Here is a 17,845-nt window from a genome sequence, read left to right as displayed (position 1 = left end):
CTCCTGGTTGGGGTTTCATGATGAAAAAGCTGAAAGTCTGTTACGGTTTTACCTTGGTGGAGTTGATGGTTTCTTTGGTGCTGGGGCTACTTGTTGTAGCGGCAGCAATACAGCTTTTTAGTACTATCAAGAATACTTACACGACTGTGTCATCGCTGAATGCGAGGCAGGAAGTAGTGCGGTTCCTTTCAGATGCCATATCGCAAGACGTTCGGACAGCAGCTTCTCTTGAACAACCCTACGATAATGGATTGGGGGGGGGGTATGACCCAGCAATCGCAGATTGCACGGGTGGCTCGGTAAGCCTAGCCGGTGATGACTCGCCCCCTTTCGACTCAGCCCCGCTGGGGCCAACAAGTTGGGACGACACGCAGGCTAGTGTTTTGATTATTGATTATTCAGAAGGTGGCGAATCTTTGAGGCCTGATGATCCCTATTGCACAAGCGGTGATTTACAAGAGGTGCGTTATTTTTCGGTGGAGGATGCTGGTGGCCCGAGTCTTTCCATGTGTTTCAAGTGTTCAGTAGATCCTACGGCTTCGGCGGTGCAGTCATTGCAAGAGGGGGTAAGAGTAAGCTTTCATCTTTTCTACCCAGAAGTGAACATGTATTCAGTGGGCATGCTTGATAATCCGCCAACTACGACAGTGAGCGCCTTCACCGACGAGCCTCCCCTAAATGAGAGTATTCTGGGTGTAAAAGTAATGTTTGATGATGATAATAAAATATTTGGACAGCGTAATATTGGGAATTTCTTCTCCTTTCATGTGACTCCTCGCAATGCCGTGGTAGCTAGGGAGTTGTTTGGGGATTAATAGACCGGAGGCATACATGAAATATCGTCATCAAGGTGGTGTTGCGTTAGTGACTAGCCTTTTGATCCTGGTTGTAGCGTTGCTGCTGGCTATTTCTAGTATGCAAAATTCGCGGATTGAAGAGGGAATGGCTGGGAATTACCGTGCTGCCACGAGAGCTCACATGGCAGCAGAATATGCTGCCTCATTAATTGCATCTTCCGTGCGAAGCTTGGAGCTGGAGCTGGGTGGAGGTACATTTGAGGATTTGCTTAGCAATGCATCGCCCGACGGGATTGAAATTGGAGGGGGTAGAAACCTGCTCGACGACATATCAGCCTATTACAGGTTCGAATCGCAGGGCGTGGCCGCTGGCGGCGGGCAAGTCAAGCTTAACCTGTTGGCTATTGGCGAAGTTATGTCTGGAACCGACGTAGTGGCTCGGCGAGATATTGTTTTTGAGGTCGGTGTGGATCTTAATATTGATAGCCCTCTAAGCTTCATGTGTCCCAACTCGTTCGACATCCCTTCAAATGCTGATGCTGTCGTAGGTGAAGAAGATGTTGATGCTGAGGAAAGGTATCGACCAGCGATAGCAGCAGGAGAACGAAGCAGCGCTAGGTTCATCGTTGCTGAAATTCTTGATTTGAAAGACCGCCCTGAGGATCCTGAGGATAGCTATTATTCTACAGACTCGATTTTTTCGCAAGATGAAGTTTTGGTCATGAACCAAGATGGTTCAATGCTATGGGATGAAAGTACGGCTTCTGACGATGACTATCCAGTTTATCATGCTGCCGGATACGTCGCGGTTGATGGTGATAGCTATGAGGTGAATTATGATTTAACTAAGCAGGGTTGCAAAGACAATGGCAAAGGGGCGGGAAGTAATGCGCTATGTAATTTCAAGGGTGGGGTTGCGGCAAAGTATGGTGCTCCTGCGCTGGAGTCAGCTGAGAGTTTTCATAAATTCATATCCGCTATATTCTCGGACGGCGGAGATGATGTGGTTTTCTTGGATGAAGGCGCTGAAATTTCTGAGTACCAGCCTGGTAAAATAAATATTGTTACTAGCAATACTCATCATTATTTAAACGCACGTTCAGGCGGATCGCTAGAGTTTGCAGAAGGACCCTACGCATTCTCCTCCTCGCCGCTTTCTGATCAGGTTTTGTCAGATGCAGTTGAGGAGAATGGTGTTTCCTATGATGTGTCTGTTGAAGTGGTTGGTGGTGAAACGTCAGGTCAGTTTTATAAGGTTGCCAACACTGACGAAGAATTGGCGGCATCAGAATACTTTCTTTTCAAAAGTTCGGGTAGAGAGCTGTCGTCTCCTTGGTACCCTGACGGGGAATACTTCCCAAGTTCTCAGGGGTATTATGATTTAGTAGGCGATGTGGTTTTTTCAAGTTCTTCAGGTGCTATGCTGCTTCAATCTTCATCTTATTATCAGTATGATGGTGGTGATGTAGTTATGGATGGTGATGGCAATCCCATTTTTGTTACGCCTACCTACCCCGACATTCCTGCGGGTATCGATGACGGTGTTGCCAGGTCTTCCTATAATTTTTCTAATGGGTTTGGTCCTGCCGGTAATGGGCAAGATCCTGCAGTCTTATTAATTGACGGCGATGCTCACTGGGGTACCAATAGCTCATTCAATGGGATTATTATAATTTTAGGGGACTCCGATATGTCAGGGGGAGGAAACGGCGATGTGAATGGTTTTAATGGAAGCGTTTTTTCCGTTCCTTATTTCTTTGATCATGATGAAGCAGGGGCAGGGGTGTTTGAATGCCAGAAGTCGATTTATGATGCAAGTGGTGGGGGGAACTTTCAGGTCAGGTTCGATCGTGCTGATCTTGAAGGTGCATTCAATCTCTTACCCCCAGATGCTCAGATCGCATGGGTTGTTGGGTCTTCAATTTCAGCTACACCTGAAGGGTGGAAAGAGAAGTTAGAGTATTGACTCATAAGGCGTGCGCTAGCACGCCTTCTTTTCGCTGCCCCTCGTCACTTTGCCCATGTTGCTTAGTGTGATGAAACTCGCCGCACTGTTCTTTCCACAAATGATGAATGTCCCATTATGCCCTCGGCTCCACCCAGTCGACTGGAATCTCACAGGGTAATCACGATTGAAGGTCACGCTGGGGCCACCGCTTGGCTCCAGCACCTTCAGGATCTCTACACCGGTCAGGTCACCCGCCGTGGCGTGCCCATCGATGATGGCGATGGGGAGCGACCAGTCGTACTTCTCGCACTTGGTGGCGCTCATCGAAGCGATGGGGCAGACCGCGATGACGCGGCGGCGTGTCACCGCGGTGTTCTTGGCCAGCTGCAGCGCCGTCCGGATCCGCATCACCTCCGCCGCCACTTCGTTGCGTGCACTGAATCGCTGGAAGCTGGGTATCGCCCAGGTGAAGAGGATGGCGGCGACGGTGATGGCCACGATCAGCTCGATCAGCGTCAGGCCGGTGTGAGTGCGGCGGGTGCCGCGGCAGGGTGGGGGTGCGAGGCGCATGGGGCCCTCCCGGAGATGTCTCCTTGCTTTGGTGCGAAGTTGGTGACTTGGTTCTTTCACCGTAGCCAAGCCCTTGGGGCCGTTTGTCCGCTTTTTCCTACACCTGATGTAAGTGCTCTCCGCCACGCATATGCGTGAACAACGTGGTTCGTCGACTCCTCGAACGCCACTGTTGGCTCGAATCCGAAACCTTAACCCGCTATCGTTTGTCGGAGCCTCACACGCCGCCGCCGATAGCCGGGGCGGTTTCGCAACCAGGAGTCAGCATGAGCGACCAGAACCAGTATGTGCCGCCGAAGGTGTGGAAATGGGAGCAGCCCAGCGGTGGCGCCTTCGCCAGCATCAACCGCCCGGTGGCCGGGGCCACCCACGAGAAGCCCCTCCCGGTGGGTGAGCACCCCTTCCAGCTCTACTCGATGGGTACGCCCAACGGGGTCAAGGTCACGGCGATGTTCGAGGAGCTGCTGGCGCTGGGCCACAAGGATGCCGAGTACGATGCCTGGCTGATCCGCATCGGCGACGGTGACCAGTTCGGCAGCGGCTTCGTCGAGGTGAACCCCAACTCCAAGATCCCGGCACTGATGGACCACTCCACCCAGCCGCCGACCCGGGTGTTCGAGTCCGGCGCCATCCTGCTCTACCTGGCGGAGAAGTTCGGCGAGTTCCTGCCGGCCGATCACGCGACCCGCACCGAGACCCTCAACTGGCTGTTCTGGCAGATGGGCAGTGTGCCCTTCCTGGGTGGTGGCTTCGGCCACTTCTACGCCTATGCGCCGGAGAAGCTCGAGTACCCCATCGACCGCTACGCCATGGAGACCAAGCGCCAGCTCGACGTGCTGGATCGCCACCTGGCCGATAACCGTTATCTGGCCGGCGACACCTACACCATCGCCGATATCGCCAACTGGCCCTGGTACGGCCAGCTGGTGCTGGGGCGGCTCTACGACGCCGGCGAGTTCCTGCAGGTGCAGGAGTACCCCCACGTGCAGCGCTGGGCCAGGGAGATCGATGCCCGCCCGGCGGTACAGCGCGGCCGCATGGTCAACCGCACCTTCGGCGAGCCGGAGATGCAGCTCCATGAGCGGCACGCTGCCAGCGACTTCGAGACGCAGACCCAGGACAAGATCGGCACCGACCAGTAGTCGCGCGTCTCTTCAGGTAAGGCTGACCGCGCCCAGGGCGCCGGTCAGCCGCTCGATCAGCTTCCCGCTGTGGCGCCAGCTGTGCCAGTAGAGCGGGACCTCCAGTGCCTGCCCCGGGGCGATGCTGACCAGCTCGCCTTGCGCCAGATGCCTTTCTATCTGCATCCGCGGGATCATGCCGTAGCCCATGCCAGCCAGGGCCAGCCTGACGAAGCCCTCGGAGGCGGGGCAGAGGTGGTAGGGGAAGGGGCCGTGGTAGCCGCAGCTGGCCAGGAAGCGGTGCTGGAGCTGGTCGTGGGGCCCGAAGACGATGGCAGGCGCGCGCCGCAAGGCTTCCTCCATGAGGCCCTCCGGAAAGTGGCGTTCGCGATAGGCGGGCGTGGCCAGCGGCAGGTAACCCATGCGACCCAGCGGCAGGGCGCGGGCGCCGGCAACGGGCTGAGGGCTGGCACACAGGCAGGCGGCCACGTCGCCGTCGCGCAGTCGGCGCAGGCCGACGTCCTGGTCCTCAACTATCAGGTCGAGCACCACGCCTTCCTCCCGACACAGCGGGCCGATGGCCTGGGCCCACCAGGTAGCCAGGCTGTCGGCGTTCACCGCGATGCGCAATCGCGGGGCCTCGCTCGTAAGTGTTGGCAGTGCCTGGCGCAGGTCACGCTCCAGCAGCTGCACGCGCCGGGCGTGGTTGAGCAGTCGCCGGCCCACCGGCGTAGGCGCCAGGGCCGGGGTGCGCACCAGCACCGGCTGGCCCAGGCGCACCTCCAGCGAGCGGATACGCTGTGAGATCGCCGACTGCGACAGCCCCAGCGCCTCGCCGGCGCGCTCGAAGCCGCCGCACTCCACCACCGCGGTCAGTGCCTCCAGCAGCTTGTAGTCCAGCATCGCAGGGTCTCCTTGTTGTGCCTTGATCTTGTAACATGATCATAAGAAAAACTGATGCTGTATTAACAGGATGATTTTTGCGCATGATCGGCATCGGCTAGGCTGAGCGCCATCGAACACGCGACGGGAGCAAGGGAGATGCTGGAGAGTTACCTGACCGGGCTGGTGGTGTGCGGCGGGATCATCATGGCGATCGGCGCCCAGAACGCCTATGTGCTGGGGGTGGCGATCCGTCGTCAGCACCAGTGGTGGTCGGCCGGGCTGTGCATGGTAAGCGACCTGCTGCTGTTCAGCGCGGGCATGCTTGGCGTCTCGGCACTGCTGCTGACCGTGCCCCAGGCCATGGAGGCGATGCGCTGGGCCGGGGTGGTGTTTCTTGGCTGGTTGGCCGCCCAGGCATTGTGGCGGGCGGCCACCGGGCGCCAGGGGCTGGATGGCGAGGCGGTGGCGACACCGGGACGGCGTCGGGTGATCCTGGCCACCCTGGCGGTGACCCTGCTCAATCCCCAGGTCTACCTGGATACCCTGCTGCTGATTCCGGCGGTGGGGGCACAGCAAAGCAGCACCGCGGCCTTCCTAGCCGGGGCGGGGTCGGCATCGATCCTGTGGTTCAGCCTGCTGGCCTGGGGCGGGGCGGCGCTGGCGCCGTGGCTGAAGAAGCCGGCGGCGTGGCGGGCCATCGATGGCGCCATCGGGGTGATGATGGCCGCCATCGCGGTTCAACTGGCGAGCGGCCCAGGGATGTCGCCCGCCATGGCGGGGATCAGTTGATCTGGGTGATCATCACCGGGGCGACGCCGCGGTTGAGCAGGCCCAGCTTCTTGGCGGCACGCTTGGAGAGGTCGATGATGCGGCCCTTCACGAAGGGGCCGCGGTCATTGATCACCACCTTGACCTCCTGGCCGGTGTCCGGGCGCTTCACCACCACCTCGGTGCCGAAGGGCAGGTGGCGGTGGGCGGCGGTGAGCTGATTCTGGTCGAAGGGCGTGCCACTGGCGGTGGTACGGCCCTGGAACTTGTCGGCGTAGTAGGAGGCGTATCCCTTCTGAGTCTCGGCGCTGGCAGTCGTTACAGTGCCGAGGGTCAGGAGGCCTGCCATACAGCAGGTCAGGAACAGGGGCGTTCGGCTTACCATCGGTGTTTCCTCACGTGTTCGCTTGTGCGATGAGTGCTTTTCACGATGCCACGTGAGTCAGCACGATGCAGGGCGGGGCAGGGTTTGCCTCCCGCTGCGTTGCACAAATAGTAACCACTCACCGGCGGCCACGCAAGCGATCTCGAAGATGGGCGACGATGGGCGCTAGATCGCGACAAACTTATGCAAGGACTCTCCCGCAGGGCGCCGGGCCGGTCTTCGTTGGCTCTGGCGTCAGCCCGCCACGACGAGTCGGCCCTGGCCGATATGCCCGATGGCGCCGTAGCGCCAGGGGCGGTTGTGCAGCCCATGGCCGACGGGCAGGCCGTGGTAGAGCGGCAGGCTCAGCGGCGCCAGGGTCTCGGCGAGGATCGCCTCGAGCCGTTCGTTGCCCCAGGGCGGGCAGCCCTCGAAGGTGCCCAGGCACACCGCGGCGGCCCGGTCCAGGGCACCGCCCTGCACCAGCTGCCAGAGCGCGCGCTCCAGGCGGTACCAGGGCTCGCCTACATCCTCGAGGATCACCAGCGCGCCGGGCGGGGCATGGAAGGCGGCGGGGGTGCCCACCAGGCTGGCCAGGGTGGTGAGGTTGCCGCCGGCCAGGGGGCCCGCGAGCGTATCGGGCGCCCCGCCCCAGGCGGAGAGAGGGTAGTCGAGGGCGGTGGGGCCGTCGATCAGCGCCAGGGTCTCGCGGAGCTGGCGCCGCAGTGCCTCGCGTTCCTCCCCGTCGCTACTGGCGTCGAGCAGGCCGCCGGCGGCCTTGACCACCTGGCCGTGGATGGCCGGCAGGCCGTGGCGATGCCAGTGGTCGAGCAGCACGGTGACGTCGGAATAGCCGACCAGCGGCTTGGGGTTGGCGGAAAGCCGCGCCCAGTCGATGCCGTCGAGCAGCTGGGCGGCGCCGTAGCCGCCGCGGATCGCCCACACCGCCTGGGTCTCGGGGTCGTCGTAGGCGGCATGCAGCTGGTCCAGGCGCCACGCGCGGGAGCCGGCCAGGTAGCGGCAGGGCCGCTGCAGCGGTTCGGGGCAGTGGACCCTGACGCCCAGCGATTCCAGCCCCCGGATGCCGCGCGCCACGGCGGCGTCGTCGGTGATGGATGAGGGGGCGATCAGGCTGATGGCGAGCGACATGGGGCGGGTCCGGCGGGGGTGGAGGCCCCGAGGATGCCATGCCTGTGGCCGCCGCGCATCCCGGCCGCCGGCGTGAAACGAAAACACCCCGAGCGCAGGCCCGGGGTGTGGAAGGAGCGGGAGGCCTCAGTGTCGCGAGGCGCCCTCCTCCTCGAACAGCTCTGCCTTGGCATCGCGCATCACGTCTTCGCAGGCCGCCTGGTGAGCGAGCTGGGTGAGCAGCCCCTGGGTCACGGCGAAGCCCTTGCCGAGACAGGTATCCACATCCTCCCGGCTCACCGCCGGGACCACATCGCAGTCGATCTTCAGGGTCCTGCCGCCACCTTCCAGCCGGTCGGCGAGGTCGCGCAGTTGCCAGGCGATCCGCTCCTTCCAGCCGGCCGTGTCATCCGCGCCTTCGTTTACGCTAAACGTGCACCGCCATTCAGGTTTATAGACCTTCATGTGAACCTCCGTGCTGGCTTGGATTGAATGATCGATCGTGTATTCTGCTCCTTGGTCATGCGGTACTGCCTCGACCAGCATACCGGATCGCCGCCGTCGCTACAGTCGACGTTAGTCATTACTTACCCGCTATCGCCAGGAGGGCACCATGGCCAGCATCTTTACCCGCATCATCCAGGGCGAGATCCCGGGGCACTTCGTGCACGAGGATGACCAGTGCGTGGTCATCATGACCATCCAGCCGATGAAGCCCGGCCACGTGCTGGTGATTCCCCGCGCGGAGGTCGACCACTGGGATGACCTGCCCGAGCCGCTCTATCAGCACCTGATGACGGTGTCGCGGCGCCTGGCCAAGGCGATCAAGCAGGCCTTCCCCTGCCAGCGCGTGGGCATGCTGATCGTCGGCCTGGAGGTGCCCCATGTGCATGTCCACCTGACGCCGCTGGATGCGATGAGCGATATCCAGGTGGAGAACCTGCCCATGGCCGAGCCGGCCGAGCTGGCGGCGACCGCCGAGAAGATTCGCGTCGCCCTGGGCTGAGACCAGGCAAGACAGCGGTATCGCGAAGGCCCGGCTCGACTACCTTGATGGTTGATGGACTCGACCAGGTCGTCTAGCGCGACGACGTCGTCGTTGCTATCGGTCGCGTTGCCGCTCAGGCCGCGTTCATGACCCGGTTGCGTCCCGCCTCCTTGGCGCGATAGAGGGCGGCGTCGGCGCGCTCCAGGGCCTGCTGCGGCGCTTCATCATCCTGCAGGCCGGCCACGCCGATGCTGGTGGTGACCGGCACGCGCTGATGGTCATGGTCGGGGAAATGGTGCCGCTCGACGGCCTCGCGGATGCGCTCCGCCACGTCCTGGGCCCGGGCGCGGTCGGCATTGAGGAGCAGCACCACGAACTCCTCGCCGCCGTAGCGGGCCACGCAGTCGTCGGTGCGAGTCTGTGCCGTCACCACGCGGGCGAATTCGCTCAGTATCAGGTCGCCTACGGAGTGGCCGTGGGTGTCGTTGATCTTCTTGAAGTGGTCGATATCCATCATCAGCACCGCACACGCCGGGGGGTTGCCCCCCGCGTCCTCCGCGTGGCGCCAGGCCTGGAGCTTGTTCAGGTGCAGGTTCAGTGCGCCGCGGTTGAGCAGCCCGGTGAGGGGGGCGTGGGTGGCCTGGCGGTAGACCCGCATCAGCAGGCTGAGCTGGAAGTGGTTGGCCGCCAGGGAGACCACCAGCAGGCTGGCGAGCAGCCATAGGCCCTCGAGCCCCGCCGGGGTCAGCCAGCTGCCGTCGACCATCTGGGCGAAGGCCAGCAGCCAGAGCAGGGCGATGCCGGCGGCAAGCGACTCGACCAGGGTGAAGGGAAAGATGCTCAGCGCGGCCACCAGCAGGAAAGGGATGAAGGCATAGCCCGCCAGGCGCACGACCTCGTCGTTGGGCAGCAGGATCAGGATCAGCGCATAGAAGGCCGCCGGCAGCGCCAGCAGCAGGCCGGCACTCAGGCGAATGCGCCCGATCCGCTCGCGGCTGAGCTTGGCCAGCAGCAGCACACCGGCCAGCCCCGCCAGCAGCAGGCCGCGGCCCATCAGGGTGGTATCGAGCAGTTCGCGCGGCAGCATCACCGCATCCACCAGGGCCCACAGCGGGGAGAGCAGCAGGAAGATAACGCCCACGGCCAGCACCCGGTTGCGCAGGTAGTGGGCATGGGAGTAGGCGAAGTCCAGCGAATGGTGGCGGTTGCTGAAGGTATCGCGGATCGAGGTAAGGTTGGCGCGCAACTCCCCGCTGGCGCGGGGGGTCATGAAGGGCGGGCTGGGGGTGGGCTGGCGGCGCTGTGGCGTGGGGGCTGGGCTCTCGTCGGCTGGCTTTGGCATGACACGGCAACTTTTCAGGGCCCCGAAGCGCTCGGGGGCATTGGGCTTTGTGCATGGGGCTTTGTGCATGGGGCGTTGTGCACGGGGTTTTTGTTTATAGTTAAGCGCCCATCATAGCAGAGCCGCAGCCGCCCCTTTGGGGAGCCCAGCCCCCGCCGATTCCATGCCTCGATGATGGCGGCGCCTGGCCTCTTCAGTACCACCGCTAGCGCCGATACATCCTGCTCCCACAACGGCGCAGCGTGGCCGTTGGCTTTCTGTTATCCTGCAGGTCTTCCGTTTTTCCGCTTCCCCGGCTCACGCCGCTCGGCCTTCGCCGTCGCTCGCTTACGACCCTGGCTCGCCCGCTGTTCCCGGTGGCCGCTTTCTGCAGGATGTTTCCTTGTCTGATACCTCTTCCGATACCGCCTTCGCCGCGCTGCCGCTGGCGCCGGAGCTGCTCGATAACCTGGCTTCTCTGGGCTTCACCGCCATGACGCCGATCCAGGCCGAGAGCCTGCCGCCGATCCTGGCCGGCCGCGACGTGATCGCCCAGGCGAAGACGGGCTCCGGCAAGACCGCCGCCTTCGGCCTGGGGCTGCTCTCGCGACTCGAGCTCTCCAGCTTTCGGGTGCAGGGGCTGGTGCTCTGCCCGACCCGCGAGCTCGCCGACCAGGTGGCCGGCGAGCTGCGCCGGCTGGCGCGCAGCCTGCCCAACGTCAAGGTGCTGACCCTGTGCGGCGGCGCGCCCTTCGGCCCGCAGCTCGCCTCCCTGGAGCACGGTGCGCATATCGTCGTGGGTACCCCGGGCCGGGTGGAGGAGCACCTGCGCAAGGGCTCACTCCGGCTGGATGGGCTGGCGACCCTGGTGCTGGACGAGGCCGATCGCATGCTCGACATGGGCTTCCAGGCGAGCCTGGAAGCGATCGTCGCCGGGACCCCGGCCAGTCGCCAGACGCTGCTGTTCAGCGCGACCTTCTCCGACGCCGTGCGGCCCTTGGCCGAGGCGCAGACCCGCGAACCGGTGACGGTGGAAGTGGCCGAGACCCACAACGCCAGCAGCATCCACGAGCGGGTCTACCGGGTGAATGATGGCGACGAGGCGCGCCTGGAGGGGCTGTGCCGGCTGCTGCTGCACTTCCGCCCGGTGTCCAGCGTGGTGTTCTGCAACACCAAGCGCGAGACCGACGAAGTGGCCCAGGCGTTGAACGCGGCGGGCTTCGGCGCGCTGGCGCTGCACGGCGACCTGGAACAGCCCGACCGCGACCGGCTGCTGGTGCTGTTCGCCAACCGCAGCGCCTCGATCCTGGTGGCCACCGATGTGGCCGCCCGCGGGCTCGATATCGCCGAGCTGGATGCGGTGTTCAACTACCACATCGCCCGGGACCTGGAGGTGCACGTGCACCGGGTCGGGCGTACCGGCCGGGCGGGCAGCGCCGGGATCGCCTGCACCCTGGTCGGTCAGGGCGAGGATTACCGGCTGGCGCGCCTCACCGACTTTCTCGGCGAGCCCCTGGAGGAGGCCAGCCTGCCGTCGCGCGCGGTGCTCGCCCGCGAACCCCTGGTGCCGCCCATGGCGACCCTGCAGATCGGCGGCGGCAAGAAGCACAAGGTGCGCCCCGGCGACATCCTCGGTGCGCTGACCGGCGAGGCGGGCCTGGCCGGCGACCAGGTGGGCAAGATCAAGGTGCTGGCCAACAGTGCCTACGTGGCCGTGCGACGCGAGGTGGCCGATCAGGCCCTCGAGCGGCTGGCCAATGGCAGGATCAAGGGGCGCAGCTTTCGCGCCCGGCGCATCAGCCGCTGACCCCCACTCGGCAACACGGTTCGGCACTACCGGGAGAATAGATGAAGATACCCAAGCGACTGCAGCCGCTGGTGGACGACGGCCTGATCGAGGCGGTCGAGAGCCAGCTGATGAGCGGCAAGGAGGCCCAGGTCTATGTGGTGCGTTCCCATGGGGAGCGACGCTGCGCCAAGGTCTTCAAGGAGGCCAAGCAGCGCAGCTTCAAGCAGGCCGTGCAGTACCAGGAGGGCCGGCGTGAACGCAACAGCCGCCGTTCCCGGGCGATGGCCAAGAAGACCCGCTACGGCCAGAAGGAGCAGGAGCAGGCCTGGCTCAACGCCGAGGTCGATGCCCTCTACCGGCTAGCCGCGGCGGATGTGCGGGTGCCCAAGCCCTACGGCTTCATCGACGGCGTGCTGCTGATGGAGATGATCAGTGATGCCGAGGGGCTGACCGCCCCGCGCCTGGATGACGTGACCCTGAGCGCCGAGGAGGCCCGCGAGCATTACGCCAAGATCCTCGCCGACGTGGTCAAGATGCTGTGTGCCGGCCTGATCCACGGCGACCTCTCCGAGTTCAACGTGCTGCTGGCCGCCGACGGTCCGGTGATCATCGACCTGCCCCAGGCGGTGGACGCCGCCGGCAACAACAGCGCCGAGTGGATGTTCGAGCGCGACGTGGACAACATGCGCCGCTACTTCGGGCGCTTCGCCCCCGAGCTGCTGGCCACGGACTACGGCAAGGAGATCTGGGCACTCTATGAGGCCGGTGAGCTGCACCCGGAGAGTCGCCTCACCGGTCGCTTCGTGCACGACACCACCCCCGTCGATGTCGACGAGCTGATGACGGTGATCGACGACGTGCGCGACGAGGAGGCCCAGCGCCAGGCGGCCCTCAACCGCGGCGACGAGCCCGGCGTGGAGGAAGCCGCCGAGGAGTGGCACGAGTCCCAGAAGGGGCGCTGAACCCGGCGCCCTCTCGATCGATAAGGTATCGGCGCTGTGAGATGATCCCGCCTGACCCGCTCAACGGATATTGCCTTTCCGCCTGGCGGCCACAGGGCCATGGTGCTGTACTGTGAGATGCACTATTGGAAAATCACGCGGTCAAGGGAGGACTCCGGAGTTCCGGGAGGGCGTATGCCCTGCTAGCGATGACCTGATGGATAGCGTGGCCACCGCCGCGATGCTCCCTCCCGCACTGGGAGGACGACGACAATGATCAAGCTCAATGGTGGTATGACGAGGCTGGCCGGTGATGAGGGGGCGAGCAATATCGACCCCTACGCCGAGGGTCCCACGGACGACAATGAGTGGGTCGTCGAGGGGCCACACCTGATGCTCATCGCCCCGGCGGAACTGCTCGAGGCCTACCCGACCGATCCACACAATGGGGGGCCCTACGTGATGTGGAAGGGCACGGACTACCAGCACCTGATGGTTCCCGTGGGAACGCGTGACTGACACACCATTCAAGCCATGCACCACGACAACGGCCGGCCAGGGTGGCCGGCCGTTGTCGTGTGGAGCCGCTGTCTTCAAGACAGCGCGGGGCGTTGAGGTGCCTTAGGCTTCACTAGCAATTTCGGCGTTGTGGAAGACGTTCTGCACGTCGTCCAACTCGTTGAGCATGTCGAGAAACTTCTCGAACATCGCCACGTCGTCGCCTTCGATGGGCGTGGTGGTCTGGGGCACGAACTGGATCTCGTCCACCTCGAAATCGAGCTCCCCGAAGGCGTCGAGCAGCGTCTGCTTGGCCTTGGCGTACTCGGTATGTGGTGCGAAGACGGTGATCCGGCCCGCCTCGTTCTCGATGTCGGTGACGTCGACATCGGCCTCCATCAGCGCCTCGAGCACCGCTTCCTCATCGCTGCCCTGGAAGGCCAGGATGGCGCAGTGGTCGAACATGTGGCTGACGCTGCCTGGGGTGCCGATCTTGCTCTTGGTCTTGGTGAAGCAGCCACGCACGTCGCCGAAGGTACGGTTGGGGTTGTCGGTCAGGCAGTCGACGATGACCATCACGTTGCCCGGGCCGAAGCCCTCATAGCGGGCCGGGGAGAAGTCCTCACCGCCCACGCCGCTGGCCTTGTCCAGCGCCTTATCGATGACGTGAGAGGGCACCTGGTCCTTCTTGGCGCGCTCGATCAGCCCGCGCAGGCTCAGGTTGCCGGCGGGGTCGGTGCCGCCCTGCTTGGCGACCACGTAGATTTCCCGGCCATACTTGCTGTACACCTTGGTCTTGGCGTCGGCCGTCTTGGCCATGGATTCCTTGCGGTTCTGGAAGGCCCTACCCATATCGTTGTCCCGTTGCGTTCAACATGTGATGTGGCTGGATTCTACGAAACCCAAGGGGGCGGGAACAGGGCTATTTTCCGTCCTGCATGACCCCCGTCATGACTACACTCCGGGAGTCACCATCCGGCTCCGGAGGCCCCATGGACCATCACGCCTATCGTCACGCTCTGGCCGGCGCCCTGGGCGGCAGCGAGCTGCCGTTCCCCCGCGCGGAGTTCACCGCCCGCCTGGCTCGGGTGCACGCCGCCATGCAGGCCGCCGGCCTCGATGCCCTGCTGCTCACCGACCCGGCGGATATCTTCTACCTCACCGGCTATCACACCTTCGAGGTGTCGGTGCACACCGCCCTGGTGGTCAGCGTCGAGCGGCGGGTGTTGCAGGTGCCCTCCATCGAGACCGGCCCCGCGGTGGTCACCGCCGTGGTGGATGAGATCCTGGGCTACCGCTGGGAGGGCATCGAGGAGGTGATCGCGCCGCTGGCCGAGATCCTCTCGCCATACCGCGCCATCGGCCTGGACCTCTTCGGGGCCGGGCTGCGCTTCGGTGTCATTCGCGAGTTGCAGGCGCGGCTGGGGGCCGAGCGCTTTCGCGATAACGGCGGGGCGTTGGTCGATGCCATCCGCATCGTCAAGACGCCGGCGGAGCTCGACTGCCTGCGCGAGAGCGCGCGGATCACCGCGGCCGGCCTCGCCGCCGCCGAGGCGGTGATCGCGCCGGGTGTCACCGACAACGACGTCGCCGCGGAAGGCAGCCGGGCGCTGCTGGCGGCGGGCAGCGAGTTCATGAGCCTGCAACCCATCGTCACCAGCGCCCGGCGCATCAGCATCATCCACGTCAACCACAAGCGCCGCGTGATCGAGGCGGGCGACCCGGTATTTCTGGAGTTCGGCGCCGCCTTCCAGCGTTATACCGCGCCGATGATGCGCACCGCCGTGGCCGGCCGGGCCACGCCGGAGATGCAGGCGCTGCGCGATGTGTGCCGCGAGATGTTCGAGGCACTGACCGCCGCGATGCGCCCCGGTAACCGCTTCGATGATGCCGCCCGGGCCGCCGAGGCGGTGCTGGCGCCCCATGTCGAGAGCGTGTTCTTCTCGGGGGTGTTCGGCTATGCGGTGGGGGCCCAGTTCCCGCCCAGCTGGGTCGAGGGCACCGGCTACATCGCCCGGGGCCAGACCCGCGAGTTCGCCGAGGACATGGTCTTCCACCTGCCGCTCTGCCTGCGGTTGCCGGGGCAGTGGGGCATCGGCCTGAGCGACACCGTGCGCGTCACCCCGCGGGGCGGCGAGGCGCTCACCGATAACGACTGGCGGCTGCACGAGCTCGCGGGTTGATCTTGGCGGGCATCGCCCGCACCCCTGTGTCAGGCTGCCGAGGCTTGCCATCGATTCCAGCAACGAGGAGCGAACATGAAGGTCGTGACCCTGAAGAGCCCGGGTGGGCTCGATAACCTGCAGCTTGGTGACCATGAGGCGCCGGGCGAGCCCGGCCCCGGCGAGATCCGCGTGCGCCTGCACGCCAGCTCGCTGAATTTCCATGACTACGCCGTGGTGGCCGGGATGATCCCCGTGGATGACGGCCGCATCCCCATGTCCGACGGCGCCGGCGTGGTCGAGGCGGTGGGCGAGGGCGTCGATGAGTTCGCGGCGGGCGACGCCGTGCTCTCCACCTTCTTCCCGCCCTGGCAGGAGGGCCCGGCGCGGCTGGGCAACTTCGCCACCACCCCCGGCGATGGCGTGCAGGGCTACGCCCGGGAGCGGGTGGTGTCGCCGGCCAGTGCCTTCACCCACCAGCCGGCGGGCTGGTCCCACGCCGAGTCGGCCACCCTGACCACCGCCGGGCTCACCGCCTGGCGCGCCCTGGTGGTGGACGGCGGCCTCAAGGCCGGCGATACGGTGCTGGTGCTGGGCACCGGCGGGGTGTCGATCTTCGCCCTGCAGTTTGCTCGCCTGATGGGCGCGCGGGTGATCGCCACCTCGTCGTCCGACGAGAAACTGGCGCGGCTGCGCGAGATGGGCGCCGAGCACACCATCAACTATCGCGAGGACCCGGAGTGGGGGCGCACGGTGAAATCGCTGACCGGTGGCGCGGGCGTCGACCATGTGGTCGAGGTGGGCGGCCCCGGCACCCTGCCGCAGTCCATCGAGGCGGTGCGCATCGGTGGGCATATCGCCCTGATCGGCATCCTGACCGGTCGCGAGGGGGAGATCCCTACCGCCAAGCTGATGGCCAAGCAGGCCAGGCTGCAGGGGCTGATCGTCGGCAGCCGCCGCCACCAGCGGGAGATGATCCGCGCCCTCGACGCCAGCGAACTGCGCCCGGTGATCGACCGCGAGTTCCCGCTGGAGTCGATCGCCGATGCCTTCCGCCACCAGGAGTCCGGCCGCCACTTCGGCAAGATCTGCCTGACCTGGTAGCCGACATCCCGCTGCCCCAGACGCCCCGGAGGGCGAGGCCCCGGATGCCCTGTGGCTGGCCGAGGCCCTCGCTGAGGCCACCCTGCCCAGCGGGGAGGCGAGTGGCTGTCAGGCCAGCCAGGCGGCCGCCAGGCCGATGGCCAGGGAGGCGAGCATCGGCACGCCTACCCGCCAGGCGGTGCGGCGCGTGCCGAAGGCGCCGGCCAGGCCCGCCTTGACCAGGTTGTTGGTGGCCGCGGCGAGGATGATCCCCAGCACCGCGGTATCCGGGGCGATGGTATCCAGCGACATGCGGGTCAGCGACAGGGTGATGGCGTCGACGTCGGCGATCCCCGAGGTGGTGGCCAGCAGGTAGATGCCGGCGTCGCCCAGCCATCCGCGCAGCCACTCACCCAGCAGCATGATCGCCGCCAGCAGGGCACCGAAGAACAGCGCCGTGCGCAGCTCCAGCGGATTCTGCCCTGCCACCGGCTGGTGGATCGCACCGTCGCCGCGGTGGTGGCGCCACAGGTACAGCGCCGGCAAGTAGAGGGTGAGGCCCATCAGGGTGATCGGCAGCAGCAGGGCCGGGATCAGGCCGGGGCTGATCACCGCGGCGTAGAGCAGGATGCGCGGGAACATGGTGCCGCAGGCGATCAGGATGCCGGCGGCCAGCATCGGTGAGAGCCCCGGGGCGAGTCGCGACTGGCGTGCGAAGTGCAGGGTCAGGGCGGTGGAGGAGCTGAGCCCGGCGAACAGCCCGGTGAAGAGGATGCCCTTCTCGGCGCCGCCCACGCGAATGGCGAAGTAGCCGACGAAGGAGACCGCGGCGATCAGCACCACCATCCACCAGATCTCGTAGGGGTTGAGCGCGCCGCCGGGGCCCATGGCACGGTCCGGCAGCAGCGGCAGCATCACCGCACTGATCACCAGCAGCTTGAGGCCGGCGTCGAGCTCGTGGGCCTGCAGCTTGTAGAGCAGGCCGTGGATCTCGCGCTTGTTGTCGAGGATCACCGCGGTGGCCACGGCGCAGGCGGTGGCCAGTGCCGGGTCCACCTCCACCGCCACGGCGCCGAAGCAGAAGGTCAGCAGCAGTCCCACCAGGCCGGTGATGCTGTAGTCCTCGGCCTCGTCCAGCCGTGCCCGCCAGGCCACCAGGGCGATGCCGGCCACCGACAGGAACACCAGCGGGAAGGCCCAGGCGCTCAGCGTGGTGGAGAGCAGGGCGGCGATGCCACCGAGCAGCCCCACCAGGGCGTGGGTGCGGATGCCGGCGATGCGCTCGCCGGACTTCTGCTCACGGGCCACCCAGCCGCGCTCGATGCCGATCAGCGCGCCCAGCAGCAGGGCCACCGCCAGGCGGATCAGCGGCTGGTTGGCGTCGAGGAAATGGCGGGTGACCTCTTCCATGGGCGGGATGCTCCGACGGGCGATGGGTAACGGTGCTTCCACCGGCACAACACTGCATAAGTGTTTACACTA

At 64.8% G+C, this 17,845-nt stretch carries 18 protein-coding genes; 10 read left to right on the top strand and 8 right to left on the bottom strand.

Translation table 11 applies throughout. From position 1 onward, the window contains the following. The first annotated feature begins 20 nt into the window (after positions 1–20). Positions 21–815 (top strand): PilW family protein, encoded by a 795-nt coding sequence (locus tag RAN53_RS13615; RefSeq protein WP_305797359.1) that lies wholly within the window; start codon positions 21–23, stop codon positions 813–815. Positions 816–831: 16 nt separating this feature from the next. Next, a complete protein-coding gene (locus RAN53_RS13610; protein WP_305797358.1) occupies positions 832–2,763 on the top strand; it encodes a PilX N-terminal domain-containing pilus assembly protein in 1,932 nt (643 codons plus the stop codon). Between the two features lie 15 nt (positions 2,764–2,778). Here the strand turns inward: RAN53_RS13610 and RAN53_RS13605 are convergent, their stop codons facing one another. After that, positions 2,779–3,315, bottom strand: coding sequence for a GspH/FimT family pseudopilin (locus tag RAN53_RS13605; protein WP_305797357.1), 537 nt, complete (start codon positions 3,313–3,315; stop codon positions 2,779–2,781). A gap of 266 nt (positions 3,316–3,581) precedes the next feature. On the opposite strand from RAN53_RS13605, the gene yghU reads away from it, so the two are divergent. Then, positions 3,582–4,457 (top strand): glutathione-dependent disulfide-bond oxidoreductase, encoded by an 876-nt coding sequence (gene yghU, locus RAN53_RS13600; protein WP_305797356.1) that lies wholly within the window; start codon positions 3,582–3,584, stop codon positions 4,455–4,457. A 12-nt stretch (positions 4,458–4,469) separates the two neighbouring features. On the opposite strand, the gene RAN53_RS13595 is transcribed toward yghU, so the two are convergent. After that, the gene (locus RAN53_RS13595; protein ID WP_305797355.1) at positions 4,470–5,339 is read right to left on the bottom strand and encodes a LysR family transcriptional regulator ArgP; all 870 of its coding nucleotides are present in this window, start codon (positions 5,337–5,339) and stop codon (positions 4,470–4,472) included. 138 nt (positions 5,340–5,477) lie between these two features. Between RAN53_RS13595 and RAN53_RS13590 the strand changes: the two genes are divergently transcribed. Continuing rightward, complete coding sequence (locus RAN53_RS13590; protein WP_305797354.1) at positions 5,478–6,110, top strand: LysE/ArgO family amino acid transporter; 633 nt, start codon at positions 5,478–5,480, stop codon at positions 6,108–6,110. On the opposite strand, the gene RAN53_RS13585 is transcribed toward RAN53_RS13590, so the two are convergent. The 3 genes from RAN53_RS13585 to RAN53_RS13575 all read right to left on the bottom strand — a co-directional run bounded on the left by RAN53_RS13585 (position 6,103) and on the right by RAN53_RS13575 (position 8,046). After that, positions 6,103–6,438: a septal ring lytic transglycosylase RlpA family protein gene (locus RAN53_RS13585; protein WP_305797353.1), complete on the bottom strand. Its 336-nt coding sequence runs from the start codon at positions 6,436–6,438 to the stop codon at positions 6,103–6,105. The two genes, RAN53_RS13590 and RAN53_RS13585, sit on opposite strands and share 8 nt — an antisense overlap. A gap of 270 nt (positions 6,439–6,708) precedes the next feature. Next, the gene (locus RAN53_RS13580; protein WP_305797352.1) at positions 6,709–7,602 is read right to left on the bottom strand and encodes a S66 peptidase family protein; all 894 of its coding nucleotides are present in this window, start codon (positions 7,600–7,602) and stop codon (positions 6,709–6,711) included. Positions 7,603–7,728: 126 nt separating this feature from the next. Next, on the bottom strand, positions 7,729–8,046 hold the full coding sequence (locus RAN53_RS13575) for a hypothetical protein (RefSeq protein ID WP_305797454.1): 318 nt from the start codon (positions 8,044–8,046) through the stop codon (positions 7,729–7,731). 148 nt (positions 8,047–8,194) lie between these two features. On the opposite strand from RAN53_RS13575, the gene RAN53_RS13570 reads away from it, so the two are divergent. Further along, positions 8,195–8,587 (top strand): HIT family protein, encoded by a 393-nt coding sequence (locus RAN53_RS13570; protein ID WP_305797351.1) that lies wholly within the window; start codon positions 8,195–8,197, stop codon positions 8,585–8,587. 115 nt (positions 8,588–8,702) lie between these two features. Here the strand turns inward: RAN53_RS13570 and RAN53_RS13565 are convergent, their stop codons facing one another. After that, a complete protein-coding gene (locus RAN53_RS13565) occupies positions 8,703–9,911 on the bottom strand; it encodes a sensor domain-containing diguanylate cyclase (RefSeq protein WP_305797350.1) in 1,209 nt (402 codons plus the stop codon). A gap of 382 nt (positions 9,912–10,293) precedes the next feature. Between RAN53_RS13565 and dbpA the strand changes: the two genes are divergently transcribed. From dbpA to RAN53_RS13550, 3 genes are all read left to right on the top strand, one after another. Beyond that, on the top strand, positions 10,294–11,697 hold the full coding sequence (dbpA, locus tag RAN53_RS13560; protein ID WP_305797349.1) for an ATP-dependent RNA helicase DbpA: 1,404 nt from the start codon (positions 10,294–10,296) through the stop codon (positions 11,695–11,697). 41 nt (positions 11,698–11,738) lie between these two features. Beyond that, positions 11,739–12,641 (top strand): PA4780 family RIO1-like protein kinase, encoded by a 903-nt coding sequence (locus RAN53_RS13555; RefSeq protein WP_305797348.1) that lies wholly within the window; start codon positions 11,739–11,741, stop codon positions 12,639–12,641. 252 nt (positions 12,642–12,893) lie between these two features. Next, on the top strand, positions 12,894–13,139 hold the full coding sequence (locus tag RAN53_RS13550; RefSeq protein WP_305797347.1) for a hypothetical protein: 246 nt from the start codon (positions 12,894–12,896) through the stop codon (positions 13,137–13,139). Positions 13,140–13,241: 102 nt separating this feature from the next. On the opposite strand, the gene RAN53_RS13545 is transcribed toward RAN53_RS13550, so the two are convergent. After that, a complete protein-coding gene (locus tag RAN53_RS13545; protein WP_305797346.1) occupies positions 13,242–13,970 on the bottom strand; it encodes a YebC/PmpR family DNA-binding transcriptional regulator in 729 nt (242 codons plus the stop codon). Positions 13,971–14,110: 140 nt separating this feature from the next. Between RAN53_RS13545 and RAN53_RS13540 the strand changes: the two genes are divergently transcribed. Both RAN53_RS13540 and RAN53_RS13535 read left to right on the top strand, forming a co-directional pair. After that, positions 14,111–15,301, top strand: coding sequence for a M24 family metallopeptidase (locus RAN53_RS13540; RefSeq protein WP_305797345.1), 1,191 nt, complete (start codon positions 14,111–14,113; stop codon positions 15,299–15,301). Positions 15,302–15,376: 75 nt separating this feature from the next. After that, positions 15,377–16,384 carry a zinc-dependent alcohol dehydrogenase family protein gene (locus RAN53_RS13535; protein ID WP_305797344.1) on the top strand — a complete coding sequence of 336 codons (1,008 nt, stop codon included), beginning with the start codon at positions 15,377–15,379 and terminating at the stop codon, positions 16,382–16,384. Between the two features lie 108 nt (positions 16,385–16,492). On the opposite strand, the gene RAN53_RS13530 is transcribed toward RAN53_RS13535, so the two are convergent. After that, complete coding sequence (locus tag RAN53_RS13530; RefSeq protein ID WP_305797343.1) at positions 16,493–17,773, bottom strand: MgtC/SapB family protein; 1,281 nt, start codon at positions 17,771–17,773, stop codon at positions 16,493–16,495. Positions 17,774–17,845: the final 72 nt, after the last annotated feature.

Source organism: Halomonas sp. SSL-5 (assembly GCF_030708455.1).
In the GTDB taxonomy this organism is placed as follows: domain Bacteria; phylum Pseudomonadota; class Gammaproteobacteria; order Pseudomonadales; family Halomonadaceae; genus Halomonas.
This window is presented reverse-complemented; position numbering and strand designations above follow the sequence as displayed.